The organism is Bradyrhizobium sp. USDA 4474 (assembly GCF_054057515.1).
Genome location: NZ_JBSRZJ010000002.1, coordinates 2,679,311 through 2,694,098 on the forward strand (window position 1 = coordinate 2,679,311; position 14,788 = coordinate 2,694,098).

Sequence of the window (14,788 nt, forward strand, 5' to 3'; positions counted from 1 at the left end):
AAAGGCGGAGAATTCGCTTCGCTTGGGCAACCACTTCTGGTAGCGGTGCCCGAAATGTCGGAAATCACCCTCCCCTCCGTCACATCAGCCAAGGGCGACCTCTGGGTGTTCGGCTACGGCTCCCTGATGTGGCGGCCGGGCTTCGAATTCGAGGAGCGCGTCCCGGCGCGGCTGGTCGGCGAGCATCGTGCGCTCTGCGTCTATTCCTTCGTGCATCGCGGCACACCGGAACAGCCCGGCCTGGTGCTGGGGCTCGACCGCGGCGGCGCCTGCCGCGGCATCGCTTTCCGCGTCGCTGAAAAGAACCGCGCCGACGTCGTCGCTTACTTGCGCGCGCGCGAGCAGGTGACGTCGGTCTATCGCGAGGTGATGCGCTCGGTGTGGCTGGAGAATGAAGCGCGCGAGCGCGTCTCGGCGCTCGCCTACGTCGTCGACCGCGGCCATGTCCAATATGCCGGGCGGCTGTCGCTCGCCGACCAGCATCGCCATGTGCTGCAAGGCCACGGCCAGTCCGGCGCCAACCGCGATTACGTGACGGCGACCGTGAAGGCGATCGAGGCCGAGGGCTTTCGCGACACGCAATTGCATCAGCTCGCGATGATGCTGCATGGTGACGCGCATACTTCGCACGCGCCGGCGCCCGACGAAAACAGAGACAGCCGCTAGCTGCCCGACGGAGCATAACTCGGCGCGCTGCCGATCAACTGCTCCTGCTCCTTGCGGCCGGCCTCGACGAGGCGAGCGGTCGCATCTTCGATCGCGGTCTGCACGCGCGTGAGAAATTGGTCCTTGGGCAGGCTCGGCGGCAGCGGATCGAGAAACTCCACCACCAACGTGCCGGGATAGCGCATGAAGGTTCGGCGCGGCCAGAACAGGCCGGAATTGAGCGCGATCGGCAGACACGACACGCCACAGGACGAATAGATCTGCGCAAAGCCGGTTTTGTAATCCGGCGGCGCCCCCGGCGCGCGACGGGTGCCTTCGGGAAAGATGACGAGCTGACCGCCTGCGCGCACGGCCTCGCGCGCGCGCCGCGTCATGTCCAGCAGAGCCTTCACGCCGGCATTGCGATCGATCGCGATCATCCCGGTCTTGACCAGGAACTGACCGAACACCGGAATCTGCATGAGCTGGCGCTTGAGGATGAAGATCGGCCGGTGAAAGAAGCCCGGCAGCACGAAGGTTTCCCAGAACGACTGGTGCTTCGCTACGATCACCAGCGGTCCCTGCGGAATCTTCTCGACCCCGCGGAATTCGACCTTGATGTCGCAGACCACGCGCATCAGCACCAGTGTGGCCTTTGCCCACCACTCGGCCACCGTCAGCATGGCACGCGGCGGCAAGGCGAAGGTTGGCAGCGCCACGATCGCGAGGCATACCAGCACCGCGTAGAACAGCACGTTGAACAGGAGCGAACGGAGGAAAATCAGGAACATCGAAAATCCGATCAATTGGCCTGCGCCGTTGCAGGCCGCCTGGATTGCAGACCCGCAGGCTGCTCCGACATCTCGGGCGAAAGGTCAATCCCGAAATCCTCCAGCCGAACCCTGAGTTCGGCGGCGATGTACTTGACGTATTCCAACAGCAAGAGCCGCAGCGTCGAGCCCGAGGTCCACCACGGCTCCTCGCGCCATTTGTCACCCACCACCGCGAACGGGACCAGCACCGTTTCCGGCATCGCATGCGAGAATTCCACCAGCGCGCGCGGCATGTGGTAGTTCGAGGTGACCACGATCAACGATTTGAAGCCTCGTCCCTCGGCCCAGCGCCGCGCCTCTGCCGCGTTGCCGCGGGTCGTGAGCGCGGTGCGGTCGAGATCGACGCAGCAGGCCATGAAGGATTGGTTCTCCGGCAGCGTCCGGGAGATGTCATTGGCGGTTGAGGTCGGGTGCACGCCCGAGATCAGGAGCCTCTTGCCGTAGCCGGCCGCCAGCAGCTCCATCGCGTCCGGCACCCGCGAAGAGCCGCCGGTCAGCACCACAATTCCGTCGGCCTTGCGATCAGGGGCGATCTCGGCGCCGCGCAGTTGCGACAGGAACGCGACGAATCCCGCCGCAGCGGCGACAAAGGCGAACGCGATCGTCGATACGACCGTCGCGCGCAGCCAGCCGCGCGGCAGTTTCGGCGATCGATCGTCGGTCGGCGAGGTCATTATGATGTCGGTAATCCCTTCCCGAATGATTTTAGGACGTTTTGAGGCGAAGTGGAGTCCGGTTTATCGGGCTCAATCAACGTCATTCAATGTTGCGAACAGCGTCTGGCGCGAGGCGACCGCGGTGATCGCACCGATCAGGACGGCCTGCACTGCGAGCACGACATAGCCTGATGGCCGCAGCGAGAAGGTGCCGAGCAGGGCTGCGAACTGGTCGCCGACCGGGGTGCCGGAGAACCAGCCGGCGATCGACTCCGAGAAACCGAACAGCAACATGGCGACGCCGCCCCCGATGACGCCCCCTTCGAGACCGAGACGGAGGAAGTGCCGCAGGAAGTGATTGGCGATGTAGCGGTCGCCCGCGCCGACGAAATGCAGGACCTCGACGATCGGCCGGTTGGCCGCCATCGCGCCGCGGGTCGCGAACGAGACCGAGATGATGGTCGCGACGATGACGAGCGCGAGGATGCCGATTCCGGCGAGCACGGTGGCATTGGTCATCGAACGCATCCGCTCGATCCAGGCGCGGTGATCGTCGACGCTGGCGTTCGGCGCGACCTGCGTCACGCGCGCGCGCAAGCCGCCGAGATCGAGCACCGTTCCGGGCTGCACGCGCGCGATGATCATGCGCGGCACCGGCAGATCGTCCATCGACAGCCCGGTGCCGAGCCAGGGCTCGAGCAGCTTGCCGCTCTCCTCCTTGGTGAACGGCTTGACGTCGACGATACCGGGCTGCGCGCGTACCACCTCGCTGACCGCAGCCGTGTCGCGCTCGATGTCGCGCCCGGATTGCGGACGGACCTGGATGGTGATCTCGCTCGCGACATCCGACTGCCATTCCGCTGCCGACGCGCTGACCAGCAGCACCGCGCCCGTCGTCATCGAGGCGAGGAAGGTCATGATGGCGACGACGGCAACCAGCGCGCGGCCGTGGATCGAGGCGCGCGGCACGATCGGCGACATGTTGCGGGCCCTGGCCGGAAGCTGCGGACGCTCCTGCCCGAGATCGACCAATACGCCGCGCTCGTCGGTCCTACTCATAGACGTGCAGCCGTCCCTGATGCAGCACGAAGCGGCGCGCTTCGTACTGGTCCATCAACGCAATGTCGTGGGTTGCGATGATCACGGCCGTGCCCGACTTGTTGAGCTCGATGAAGAGCCGCAGCAAGCGTCGCCCGAGCGTCGGGTCGACGCTGCCGGTCGGCTCGTCCGCGAGCAGCAGCTGCGGCCGCGAGATCACCGCGCGCGCGATCGCCGCGCGCTGCTTCTCGCCCCCGGACAGGATCGGCGGCAGCGCATCCATGCGGTCCCCGAGCCCGACCCAGCGCAGGAGATCGATGACTTCCTTGCGGTAGCTGGATTCGCTGCGGCCCATGACGCGGAACGGCAGTGCCACATTCTCGTAGGTCGTCATGTGGTCGAGCAGGCGGAAATCCTGGAGCACGATGCCGATGCGCTTGCGCAAATCGGCGATCTCGTCCTTGCCAAGGGTGGAGATGTCGTGACCGAACAGGTTGACGAGGCCCCGCGTCGGCCGGTGCGACAGGAACAACAGGCGCAGCAACGACGTCTTGCCGGCGCCGGACGGTCCGGTGAGGAACTGGAAGGAATGCGCCGGAATCTGGAAACTGAGGTCGCGCAGGATCTCCGGCCCCAGACCGTAGCGTAATCCGACATTTTCGAACCGAACCAAGCTCAGCTCCGTTCGAGAGGGGACGTAAGCCGCATCGCGGGCGAGGTATCGCCGCATGCGAGCAAGGGGTTGTGCGACCGTTATGGTTTCCGGTTCGTTAACGGTCGCCGTGTAGCATCACCGGCTGCATCCTTAGAAGTCCCTTCTCGGGAGAACCTGCCTCAGGAGAATCTTGGCGCCAGGTTCCCCGCGACAAGGTCATCGTCGAGGCCGTCCATGCATATCGTCTGCCCCCATTGTACGACTTCCTACGCCATCAAGCTTGCTAGCCTTGGCGCCAATGGGCGGACGGTCCGCTGCTCGCGCTGCAAGGAAACCTGGATGGCGCATCCCGCAGATGCCATCGAAGAGGCGACCGTACCGGCCATGGCTGCGGCCAGCCGGACCGACGACCAATCCGACCTCGCCGCCCAGTGGAACTCCTACGCCTCGGACGCGACCGCCGAGACGCCGGTGGTCGAAAGCCCCTCGATCGCCAGCGACTGGCCGACCGAGGATGCCGCTGAGGACGAATGGTCAGCAGCAGCCCGGCAGGCCGAGGAGGAAGTCGCCGGGGTACAGCACCAATCCTGGTTCCGAGGGCTGTTCCGCCGCCGCGGCGCGAAGGTGAGCCGGCCGAAGCCGGCCGTGGCCCCACGCAAATCTTACTACGGCCTGCCGACCACCTGCGCCGCCATGGGCGCGCTGGTGCTGGCGCTGGTGATCTGGCGCGGCGACATGGTGCGCTTGCTGCCGCAGACGGCGGCCTTCTACAAATTGGTCGGGCTCGAGGTGAACCTGCGCGGCCTCGCCTTCAAGGACGTCAAGCTCTCGACCGAGACCGTGGATGGTAAGCAGGTGCTGGTGATCGAGGGCGTGATCGTTGGCCAGGGCAAGAAGCCGCTCGATATCCCGCGCTTGCGTTTTGCCGTGCGCGATGCGCAGGGCGCTGAGATCTACGCCTGGAATTCGGTGCTGGAGCAGACCGTGCTGCAACCCGGCGAACGCGCCTTCTTCCGCTCGCGTCTGGCCTCGCCACCGCCGGAAGGCCGCAATATCGACGTTCGCTTCTTCAACCGGCGCGACATTGCCGGCGGCAGCATATAATCCGGCCTTGTAGAGTCCGCACGGGAGGCTGTCCCATGCCCAAGATATTGATCGCCGATGACGAGGATTCGATGCGCCAATTGGTGGCGCGCGCGATTGCCATGGACGGCCACCAGACCGTCACCGCACAGGACGGCGCCGAGGCGCTGGAAATTTTGACCCGCGAGGACGGCGCGTTCGACCTGTTGCTCACCGACATCCAGATGCCCGTCATGGATGGCATCGCGCTGGCCCTCTCCGCCGCGCGCGAATTTCCTCAGCTCACCATTTTGCTGATGACCGGCTTTGCCGACCAGCGCGAGCGCGCCTCGAACCTCAATGCGCTGGTGCATGATGTCGTGACCAAGCCGTTCTCGGTCGCGGATATCCGCACGGCGGTCGCGGACGCGCTCGCGGCGAAGAAGGGGTAGCGGCGGCTCCATATTCCGCTGTCATGCCCCGGCTTGACCGGGGCATCCAGAACGCCGCGGCCTCTCGGTCTAGACACAATTGTCTCTGGAAAACTGGATCGCCCGATCAAGTCGGGCGATGACGGCGAGATTGGAGTGGGGGGCTGCACAAGCCCGTCAGGATTTGCGCAGCGACTCCTGCCCTCAAAAATCCTTCAGCAGCCGCTCGATGTAGTCGAGCTCGATCTGCGGGCGCGAGGGGTCGCCGAGGCGGCGACGCAGCTCTTCGAGAATGCGGCGGACGCGCTGCACGTCGATCTCGCCGGGAATCTTGACCGTGTAATCGTCACCGAGATCGCCGCGGCGAAGCGGACGGCCGAGCGGATCGGTCTGATTCCCGCCACTCTGCTGGCGGCCGGCGCGATTGCCGGGACCATCTCCCTGGCCGTCGCCGTCGCCCTGCTGCATCGCCTCAGCCATCTTCTGCGCACCCTTGCGCATCGCATCCAGCGCCTTGCCCTGGGAATCCACCGCACCGTCGGCATTGCCTTCGCCGAGCTTCGAGCCGGCGTCACCCATGGCGCTGTCGGCGGAGTCGAGCCCGCCGTCATCATCACCCTGGTCGGCGTCCTGATCGCCGTCCTGGCCCTGGTCGCCTTGCTGACCCTGCTGCTGGCCCTTCTGTCCTTGCTGGCCTTTCTGACCCCTTTGCGAGAGGCCGCGCTTGGCCATTTCGTCCTGCAGCTTCTTGAGGCGGTCGCGCAGCGCCTGCTGGTCCTGCTGCAGGTCCGACATCGACTGGTCGCCCTGCTGCTTGCCGCGCATGCGGTCGCGGCGCGAATCCTGGCCCTGCTTGTAGGTCCTGTCGCGCAATTGCTGCTGCTTGCGGATCATGTCGCCGAGCTCGTTCAGCGCCTGCTCCATATCGCTCTCGCCGGACTGTCCCGGCTGCGCCATCTGGAGGCCCTCCAGCATCTGCTGGAGCTGGTCGAGCAGCTGCTTGGCCGCATCCTTGTCGCCGGAGCGCGACAGGCGCTCCATGCGATCGATCATGTTCTGGAGGTCCTGCTGGCGCAGGATCTTCGTGTTCGGATCGAGCGGTCGCGCGAGATTTTGCGCGTCCTTGTTGTTGCGGAACTGTTCGGCGAGCTGGCGCATGAAATTGTCCAGCGCCGCCCGCAGATCCTGCGTGAGCTTCTTGATCTCCTCGTCGCTGGCGCCGCGATCCAGCGCCTGCTTGAGCGCGTCCTGCGCCGCGCGCAACGCCTTCTCGACGTCGGAGATGTTGCCGTCCTCGATCGTCACCGCGAGCGCCCACAGGCTCGCCACCACCTCGCGCAGCGCGTCGTCGGTGCGCGCCGCCTCGAGCTGGCGCGTGACACTGTAGAGGCCGAGATATTGTCCCGTCTCCTGCGTGAACAGTTCGGGCGCGATCATCAGCGCGTCGAGCGCGGTGTAGACGTCGGAATTCCTGTTGGCGTCGAGCGCGAGGATACGACGCTGCTCGATCAGCGCGCGCGCCAAGGGTTTGGTGAACAGACGCTCCGGCAAGCGCATGTTGAAGGGTTCGCTTCGAGCCTCGTTGCCGGCCTCGTCCTTGGCGGTGAGCGTCAACGTGACGTCGGCGCCGGCATAGGGATCCTCGCTAAGATCCTTTACCGTCTGGCCGACGCCGTTACGGGTGCGCGCGTTCGGCAGCACGAGCGGGAATTGCGGCGGCTGGAACAGCGGTCGCGCCGCGGTCTTGTTATCGGCCTTGTTATCGGCCTTGCCGTCACCGCCCTTGGCGGCATCATTGGTGCGCGCCGCAACCTGCGCCTCGGCGCCGGTGACGCCGTAATCATCCTCGATCTTGTAGACGAGTTGGAGCGCGCCGCGCGCCTGACGCTCCGGATCCTTGGCGAGCGCGATGGTCGGCGGACGGTCCGGCGTCGCTGCGAAGGCCCATTGCGGCTGGCCCGAGGGCGCGCGGACATGCGCGGTGCCGTCGCCGGCGATGGTGAAATGCTTTTCGTTGGTGCCCTTCGGTGCGGCCTCGGTCGGCGCGACTTCCTTCAGGCCGCCGGAGGTGACGACATCCAGGCTGCCGCCGGACGATCGCACGATCAGGGTCGAACCCGCGGGAACGGCGAGCGGGCCGGAGACCGGCAGCGCCGCCGCCTCCTTGTTGGCGGCCGACAGGATGACCGGCGGCTTTGCGGTGTAGAGCGGCGGCGTCACCCAGGCGTCGACGCGGACATTGGTCGGCGTCAGTACGCCGTTCCAGTCGAAGGCCGCGCCCAGCCGCATCGCGCGCTCGTCGCCGGCGGCAAAGAAGGTCGCGACCAGCATCACCGTGACCAGCGCGCGCAGGGCCCAGGGGTCGTGGATGGCGAGGCGCGGGTGAGGCAGACCGGCCCGGATGCGCTTGAGCGAGGCCAGCGTGCGCTCGCGCTGAGCCCGCCAGAGCGCCTGCGCGACCGGGTCTTGCGAGGTCAGTGTGTCCGTGAGTGTCGTGGCGGGGCGGTGGCGGATGCCCGAACCGCGATCGAGCCGTGCGAGCGCCTCTTCGCGGCTTGGCCAGCGAAAACGAACCAGCGGGAACAGCGCGGCGACTGCAAGGCCCGCGAAGATGACGAGGCCGATGGCGCGCGCGACGGAGGGCAACGCCAGCCAGAGGCCCGCCCAGGACACCACCAGAAACAGGCCGATAACGGTGAGGACGCGCGCCAGACCGGGCCAGGCACGCTCCCAGGCGATAGCGTAGGTGGACCGCTCGAGGGCCTGCGCCAGCTTCAAGCGCGACACAGCATCGCCATCACGGATCGGGTCCGACGGGTCTGGGGGGGCGCCGTTCAATCAACTCTCCAGGTTGCCCGGTAGAGAAGCGTACCACAACGGCAGCACTGAGGCATCCGTTCCTGTACGGGAGAGCCCCCTTTTCCCGCATAACACGGGGACGTGACTGGCCCGGCGCAACCCCGTAACTTTCCGCGGCATCCCCTCGGGGAATGCAAGCGAAGAAGAGGAAACGTCATGGACAAGAAGATGCACGACAAGGGCCTTGAGGTCCGCAAGGCGGTGCTGGGCGAGGCCTATGTCAACAACGCCCTGAAGAACGTCGACGATTTCAACCGTCCGTTCCAGGAGATGCTCAACGAATATTGCTGGGGCACGGTGTGGGGCCGCGAGGAGTTGCCGCGCAAGACCCGCAGCATGCTCAACATCGCGATGATCGCGATCCTCAACCGACAGCACGAATTCCGCGCGCATCTGAAGGGCGCGCTCACCAACGGCGTCACCCGCGACGAAATCCGCGAGATCCTGATGCAGGTCGCGATCTATGGCGGCATGCCGGCCGCGGTCGACAGTTTCCGGATGGCGCGCGAGGTGTTCGCCGAGATCGATGCGAAGGCGTGAACGAAGCTGACGGCTCTCAACTTTATTGCTCCGTCATGGCGAGCGGAGCGAAGCAATCCGGAACTCCCTCCGCGGAAATAGCTTGGATTGCTTCGTCGCTTCAGCGCAAAATTGCTACGGCGTGGAAGGAATCAACACCATGGACATCGGATTCATCGGCCTCGGCAACATGGGCTTTCCAATGGCGCGGCGGCTGATCGAGGCCGGCCACACGCTCGTCGTGTTCGACACCCGCAAGGAGGTCGTGGACAAGCTGGTCGCACGCGGCGCGACCGCTGCGATGTCGCCGAAGGACGTCGCCGACAAGGTCGAGACCGTGATGGCGAGCCTGCCGTCGCTCAAGGCTTCGCTCGAGGTCGCCACCGGCGCGAACGGCGTGATCGAGGGCGGGCGAGTAAAACGCTTCATTGATCTGTCGACGGTCGGCTCGCAGATGGCGGCGAAAATCCACGGCCTGCTCGCACAACGCAACATCGTGCAGATCGACTGCCCGGTGTCCGGGGGCGTCGGCGGCGCCGAGAAGGGCACGCTCGCGGTGATGGTGTCGGGGCCGAAGGGCGACTTCGAGCTGCTCAAGCCTGTTCTCGACGTTATCGGAAAAGTGTTCTTCATCGGCGAGAAGCCGGGCGCGGCGCAGACCATGAAGCTCGCCAACAATTTCCTCTCGGCCACCGCCATCGTGGCGACATCGGAAGCCGTGGTGATGGGCGTGAAAGCCGGGCTCGATCCGGCCGTGATGATCGACGTCATCAATGCGGGCTCGGGCATGAACACCGCGAGCCGCGACAAGTTTCCGCGCTCGGTGCTGCCGCGCAGCTTCGACTTCGGCTTCGCCACCGGATTGATGGTGAAGGACGTCCGGCTCGCGCTGGAGGAGATGAAGCAGCTCGGCCTGTCGATGGAGGTTGCCGACGCCGTCGGACGGCTGTGGGAAGCGGTGATAGCTGCGGAAGGCGCTGAGTCCGATTTCACCGCGGCGATCAAGCCGATCGAGAAGAAGGCTGGCGTCGTGGTTGGCGGAGCGAAGGGCGGATTGGCGAGGAAATAGGACCCGAACCACTCACAGCCACGGCGCCGGGGTGTCCATGGCGATGAGCTGCTCGACCTCGATGCGAGGGCGCACGACGGCATACTGGTCGCCCTTCACCAGCACTTCCGGCACCAGCGGCCGGGTGTTGTAAGTGCCGGCCTGCACCGCGCCATAGGCGCCTGATGTCATGATGGCGACGAGATCGCCCGGCTTCGGCGTCGGCAAGGTGCGATCAAGCGCGAGATAGTCGCCGGTCTCGCAGACCGGGCCAACGACATCGGCGGTGATGGTCGCCGCCCCCTTCGCCGGCTGCATCACCGGCAGAATGTCGTGATGCGCCTCGTACAGCGTCGGCCGAATGAGGTCGTTCATGGCGGCATCGATGACGACGAAGTTCTTGCCGTCGCCGTGCTTCACATAGATCACCTTGGCGACGAGGATGCCGGCATTGCCGACGATCATGCGGCCCGGCTCGAACATCAGGGTGCAGCCTAGATTGTGGCTGACGCGCTTGACCATCGCGGCGTAGGCATCGGGCGCTGGCGGTGCCTCGCGATCCATGTAATAGGGAATGCCGAGCCCGCCGCCGAAATCGACGTGGCTGATGTTGTGGCCATCGGCGCGCAGTGTCTGCACGAATTCGGAGAGGATGCGGAACGCGATCTCCATCTTCGAAAGGTCAGTGATCTGGCTGCCGATGTGAACGTCGGCGCCTGTTACCTCGATGCCGGGAAGCCTTGCGGCGCGCGCGTAGACCTCGCGCGCGTGCACGATCGGAATGCCGAACTTGTTCTCGGATCTGCCGGTGGAGATCTTGGCGTGGGTGCCTGCATCGACATCAGGATTGACGCGGATGGAGATGCGCGCGGTCTTGCCCATGTCGGTCGCAAGCCGCGACAGCAGCTCCAGCTCGGGCTCGGATTCGACATTGAGACAGAGGATGTCGGCGGCCAGCGCCGCGCGCAGCTCGGTCTCGGTCTTGCCCACGCCGGAGAACACGATCTTGCTGGCGGGGATGCCGGCCGCCAGTGCGCGCTTCAGTTCGCCGCCCGAAACCACGTCAGCGCCGGCGCCCAGCCTGGCCAGCGTGCGCAGCACCGACTGGTTGGAGTTCGCCTTCATGGCGTAGCAGACCAGGACCTTCTCGCCGGCAAAGGCATCGGCGAAGACGCGGTAATGGCGCTCCAGCGTCGCGGTCGAATAGCAATAGAACGGCGTCCCGACGGCCGCGGCCAGCTCGGACAGGTTGATCGCCTCGGCGTGCAGCACGCCGTTGCGGTAGTCGAAATGGTTCATCACGTCAGCTCGATTGGCCCAGCCTACCGGCCGGGCGTTTCGTCCAGGAGCGGGTCAAGGATAAACGTTTTCTTCCTGCCCTTGGCCGCCGCCGGCGGTGCCTCCGAACCATAGGTCGGATTGAACACGCTCGGCGTCTTCTGGGCTTCGGTCTCGGTATCACCAGGCGCGGAGATATTGGCCGTGGACGCGTTGGAGGCGGTCGGCGGAAGGTCGAGCGGGCCCCGGCGGCCACAACCGGCGAGCGCAAGCGCGCTCAGGCTCAAGACGATGATGGCCCACCCCGAGCCGGCCGGGCGAAACTTTGACGTCACGACGAAATCCCCACTACGCGGCCGCACCATACAGAGGTTGGCCCGGTCTGGCGAGTGCAGGAAGGCCACGGAAGGTCGGTCAAATTTCGGCCCTCAGCCCAATTTTCGCTCTTTTTCCAGCCGCTTGGCCCAGGCTTTGGCCTGTGACGCCACGTTCTTCGGCGCGGTGCCGCCGAAGCTGGTGCGGCTCTTCACCGACGATTCGACCGAGAGCACGCCGAGCACGTCCCTGGTGATTTTGGGCTCGATCGCCTGCATCTCCTTCAGGGGCAGCTCGTGCAGCGCCACACCACCCTCGGCAGCCTTGGCGACGATGCGGCCGGTGACGTGGTGGGCCTCGCGGAACGGCATCTTCAGCGTCCGCACCAGCCAGTCGGCAAGATCGGTCGCGGTGGCGTAACCCTCGCCGGCAGCAAGCCTCATCCTGCCTTCGTCAGGCACGAGGTCGCGGACCATGCCGGTCATGGCGCGGATCGCGAGCGACAGCGCGGCAAAGCCCTCCATCGCGCCCTGCTTGTCCTCCTGCATGTCTTTTTGATAGGCGAGCGGCAGGCCCTTCATCACGATCAGGAGACCGTTGAGCGCGCCGATGACGCGACCGGTCTTGGCACGCACGAGCTCGGCCGCGTCAGGATTGCGCTTCTGCGGCATGATCGAGGAGCCGGTGGTGAACTTGTCGCTGAGGCGGATCATGCCGACCAGCGGCGAGGTCCAGATCACGATCTCCTCGGCAAAACGCGACATATGCACGGCGCAGATCGAGGCGGCCGAGAGCGTCTCCAGCACGAAGTCGCGATCGGACACCGCGTCCAGCGAATTCGCCATCGGTCGATCGAAGGCGAGCGCCTTCGCGGTGGCGTGGCGATCGATCGGAAACGAGGTGCCGGCGAGCGCGGCTGCGCCCAGCGGCGATTCATTGAGCCGCTTGCGCGCGTCCTGGAAACGGCCGCGGTCGCGCGCGGCCATCTCGACATAGGCGAGCAGGTGGTGGCCAAAGGTCACGGGCTGCGCGGTCTGGAGATGGGTGAAGCCGGGCATCACGGTGCCGGCGTGTTCGAGCGCACGATCCACCAGCGCCTGCTGGAACGCGGCGAGCGCGGCGTCGGTCTCGTCGACGATATCGCGGACATAGAGACGGAAATCGGTCGCGACCTGATCGTTGCGCGAGCGTGCGGTGTGCAGGCGGCCGGCCGCGGGACCGATCAGCTCCGACAGGCGGCTCTCGACATTCATATGGATGTCCTCGAGCGCGCGCTTGAATTCGAAGCCGCCCTTGCCGATCTCTGACAAAATCGTGTCTAGACCCTTGCCGATATTTTTCGCATCAGAGGCCGTGATGATGCCCTGGCTGGCCAGCATCGCGGCGTGGGCCTTGGACGCGGCAATGTCCTGGGCAAAGAGGTGACGATCGACGTCGATGGAGACGTTGATCTCTTCCATGATCTCATCGGGACGTTCCGAGAACCGGCCGCCCCACATCTTGTTGCTCATGATCCCCTGCTCACGCCTTTGCCGCATGTTTGCTGGCGCAAGCCAGCCGTATTAAGAGGCCCCTGATAGCCATATCTGCGACCGGATGACAAACGATATGCTCGACCCCAAGCCCTCCGCCACGCGCCGGATCCCCATCGTGATCGCCACCGTGCTGGTTGGCGGCCTGGCCGGCTTTGCGGCGCTGTACGGACTGGGCCGGAGCCGGGCCCCGTCAGGCGATCCGGCCTGCAAGGCCGCTGTCGCCACGGCCCAGAAGATCGCTCCGCTCGCCCAAGGCGAGGTAGCGGCGCTGACCATGGCGAGCGCGCCCCTCAAGCTGCCGGATCTCACCTTCGAGGATGCCGACGGCAAGCCGAGGAAGCTGTCGGATTTCCGCGGCAAGACGCTGCTGGTGAACCTCTGGGCCACCTGGTGCGTGCCCTGTCGCAAGGAAATGCCGGCGCTGAACCAGCTCCAGACCAAGCTTTCAGGCCCTGACTTCGAGGTGGTGGCGATCAACATCGACACCCGCGACCCGGAGAAGCCCAAAAACTTCCTGAAGGACGCCAACCTGACCCGTCTCGGCTATTTCACGGATCAGAAAGCCAAGGTTTTTCAAGATCTTAAATCAATAGGTCGAGCCCTGGGCATGCCGACCTCGGTGCTGGTCGATCCGCAGGGCTGCGAGATCGCGACGATCGCGGGGCCGGCGGAATGGGCGAGCGACGACGCGCTCAAGCTGCTGCGGGCCGCGCTGGGACCGGCGGCTGCGTCCTTTTAAGCAGAGATATTGAGGTTGCCGCCGACGCCAGGGCCGACATTGGCCAGCGAAGGCTGACCGGCGCCCATCAGCGTCAGGACGGCGGACTTCTCCGCATCCGCGTTCTGCTTCATCAGCGTCGCCGCGATGTTCGACTGCAGCGCGCCTTGCTGAGAGGCCAGCATGGTGCTGACCATCGCCATCGTGTCCATTACGCAACCCTCGTACCGGCGACAGCCTAGGCGGAGCGGGTTAACGCGCCATGAATTGTCACGGGGCGTATTGGCGGCCTTACCGCGTCGGAACCGGCTTGGCGCCGCGATAGTCGTAGAAGCCGCGTTGGGTCTTGCGCCCGAGCCAGCCGGCCTCGACGTATTTCACCAGCAGCGGGCACGGCCGGTACTTGGAGTCGGCCAGCCCCTCATGCAGGACCTGCATGATCGACAGACACGTATCGAGACCGATGAAATCGGCGAGTTCCAGCGGGCCCATCGGATGGTGCGCGCCGAGCTTCATCGCCGCGTCGATGGCCTCGACGTTGCCGACGCCTTCATACAGCGTGTAGATCGCCTCGTTGATCATCGGCAGCAGAATGCGGTTGACGATGAAGGCCGGGAAATCCTCGGAGACCGCGACCTGCTTGCCGAGCTTGGCGACGAATTCCTTGGACGCCTCGAAGGTCGAATCATCGGTGGCGATGCCGCGGATCAGCTCGACCAGCTCCATCAGCGGCACCGGATTCATGAAGTGAATGCCGATGAAGCGCTCCGGCCGGTCGGTGGCGGCGGCAAGGCGGGTGATCGAGATCGATGACGTGTCGGAGGCGACGATCGCCTCCGGCTTCAAGATCGCGCAGAGGTCGTGGAATATCTTGCGCTTGACCTCTTCCTTCTCGACCGCGGTCTCGATCACGAGATCGCAGTCGGCGAGGTCGTCGAGCTTCTCGGCGAGCTTGATGCGCCCGATCGCCTTGGACTTGTCCTCCTCGGTGACCCCCTTCTTGGAGACCTGGCGGGCCAGATTGCCATTGATGGTCGCCATGCCTGACTTGAGACGATCGGCCGAGATGTCGTTGAGCACCACGTCGAAACCGGCCAGGGCCGCGACATGCGCGATGCCATTGCCCATCTGCCCCGCGCCGATCACGCCGACCTTCTTGATTACTGCCGCCATAATGTCATCCACCGGAACGGCGC

At 65.4% G+C, this 14,788-nt stretch carries 16 protein-coding genes; 6 read left to right on the plus strand and 10 right to left on the minus strand.

What is annotated here, in order from left to right:
- Positions 1–54 precede the first annotated feature (54 nt).
- Entirely contained in the window at positions 55–666 is a 612-nt protein-coding gene (locus ACVW16_RS14475) for a gamma-glutamylcyclotransferase (protein WP_456737144.1), read from the plus strand.
- On the opposite strand, the gene ACVW16_RS14480 is transcribed toward ACVW16_RS14475, so the two are convergent.
- The 4 genes from ACVW16_RS14480 to ftsE form a co-directional block, all read right to left on the minus strand.
- Positions 663–1,436: a lysophospholipid acyltransferase family protein gene (locus tag ACVW16_RS14480; RefSeq protein ID WP_456737143.1), complete on the minus strand. Its 774-nt coding sequence runs from the start codon at positions 1,434–1,436 to the stop codon at positions 663–665. The two genes, ACVW16_RS14475 and ACVW16_RS14480, sit on opposite strands and share 4 nt — an antisense overlap.
- A gap of 11 nt (positions 1,437–1,447) precedes the next feature.
- Positions 1,448–2,152: a YdcF family protein gene (locus tag ACVW16_RS14485; protein WP_456699862.1), complete on the minus strand. Its 705-nt coding sequence runs from the start codon at positions 2,150–2,152 to the stop codon at positions 1,448–1,450.
- Positions 2,153–2,224: 72 nt separating this feature from the next.
- Positions 2,225–3,193, minus strand: coding sequence for a cell division protein FtsX (locus ACVW16_RS14490; protein WP_456699863.1), 969 nt, complete (start codon positions 3,191–3,193; stop codon positions 2,225–2,227).
- Positions 3,186–3,845 carry a cell division ATP-binding protein FtsE gene (gene ftsE, locus ACVW16_RS14495; RefSeq protein ID WP_057746699.1) on the minus strand — a complete coding sequence of 220 codons (660 nt, stop codon included), beginning with the start codon at positions 3,843–3,845 and terminating at the stop codon, positions 3,186–3,188. Before ftsE ends, ACVW16_RS14490 begins: the two co-directional genes overlap by 8 nt.
- Before the next feature lie 216 nt (positions 3,846–4,061).
- Between ftsE and ACVW16_RS14500 the strand changes: the two genes are divergently transcribed.
- Both ACVW16_RS14500 and ACVW16_RS14505 read left to right on the plus strand, forming a co-directional pair.
- Positions 4,062–4,931 (plus strand): MJ0042-type zinc finger domain-containing protein, encoded by an 870-nt coding sequence (locus tag ACVW16_RS14500; protein ID WP_456737142.1) that lies wholly within the window; start codon positions 4,062–4,064, stop codon positions 4,929–4,931.
- Between the two features lie 35 nt (positions 4,932–4,966).
- A complete protein-coding gene (locus tag ACVW16_RS14505) occupies positions 4,967–5,341 on the plus strand; it encodes a response regulator (protein ID WP_456699865.1) in 375 nt (124 codons plus the stop codon).
- A gap of 183 nt (positions 5,342–5,524) precedes the next feature.
- Here the strand turns inward: ACVW16_RS14505 and ACVW16_RS14510 are convergent, their stop codons facing one another.
- Positions 5,525–8,158 carry a TIGR02302 family protein gene (locus ACVW16_RS14510; protein ID WP_456737141.1) on the minus strand — a complete coding sequence of 878 codons (2,634 nt, stop codon included), beginning with the start codon at positions 8,156–8,158 and terminating at the stop codon, positions 5,525–5,527.
- 177 nt (positions 8,159–8,335) lie between these two features.
- Between ACVW16_RS14510 and ACVW16_RS14515 the strand changes: the two genes are divergently transcribed.
- A complete protein-coding gene (locus ACVW16_RS14515) occupies positions 8,336–8,719 on the plus strand; it encodes a carboxymuconolactone decarboxylase family protein (RefSeq protein WP_456699867.1) in 384 nt (127 codons plus the stop codon).
- 139 nt (positions 8,720–8,858) lie between these two features.
- Positions 8,859–9,767 (plus strand): NAD(P)-dependent oxidoreductase, encoded by a 909-nt coding sequence (locus ACVW16_RS14520; RefSeq protein ID WP_456737140.1) that lies wholly within the window; start codon positions 8,859–8,861, stop codon positions 9,765–9,767.
- Positions 9,768–9,779: 12 nt separating this feature from the next.
- Here ACVW16_RS14520 and lysA read toward each other — a convergent pair whose 3' ends face one another.
- From lysA to argH, 3 genes are all read right to left on the minus strand, one after another.
- Positions 9,780–11,045 carry a diaminopimelate decarboxylase gene (gene lysA / locus ACVW16_RS14525; protein WP_456699869.1) on the minus strand — a complete coding sequence of 422 codons (1,266 nt, stop codon included), beginning with the start codon at positions 11,043–11,045 and terminating at the stop codon, positions 9,780–9,782.
- Positions 11,046–11,068: 23 nt separating this feature from the next.
- Positions 11,069–11,359 carry an LPS translocon maturation chaperone LptM gene (gene lptM, locus ACVW16_RS14530; protein WP_456737139.1) on the minus strand — a complete coding sequence of 97 codons (291 nt, stop codon included), beginning with the start codon at positions 11,357–11,359 and terminating at the stop codon, positions 11,069–11,071.
- Positions 11,360–11,452: 93 nt separating this feature from the next.
- Positions 11,453–12,850, minus strand: coding sequence for an argininosuccinate lyase (gene argH / locus ACVW16_RS14535; protein WP_456737138.1), 1,398 nt, complete (start codon positions 12,848–12,850; stop codon positions 11,453–11,455).
- Between the two features lie 97 nt (positions 12,851–12,947).
- On the opposite strand from argH, the gene tlpA reads away from it, so the two are divergent.
- A complete protein-coding gene (gene tlpA, locus ACVW16_RS14540) occupies positions 12,948–13,613 on the plus strand; it encodes a thiol:disulfide interchange protein TlpA (protein ID WP_456699872.1) in 666 nt (221 codons plus the stop codon).
- Here tlpA and ACVW16_RS14545 read toward each other — a convergent pair.
- Both ACVW16_RS14545 and ACVW16_RS14550 read right to left on the minus strand, forming a co-directional pair.
- Complete coding sequence (locus ACVW16_RS14545; RefSeq protein WP_092230929.1) at positions 13,610–13,804, minus strand: hypothetical protein; 195 nt, start codon at positions 13,802–13,804, stop codon at positions 13,610–13,612. The genes tlpA and ACVW16_RS14545 overlap by 4 nt on opposite strands.
- Positions 13,805–13,883: 79 nt before the next feature.
- Complete coding sequence (locus ACVW16_RS14550) at positions 13,884–14,765, minus strand: 3-hydroxybutyryl-CoA dehydrogenase (protein ID WP_456699873.1); 882 nt, start codon at positions 14,763–14,765, stop codon at positions 13,884–13,886.
- Between the last annotated feature and the right edge of the window lie 23 nt (positions 14,766–14,788).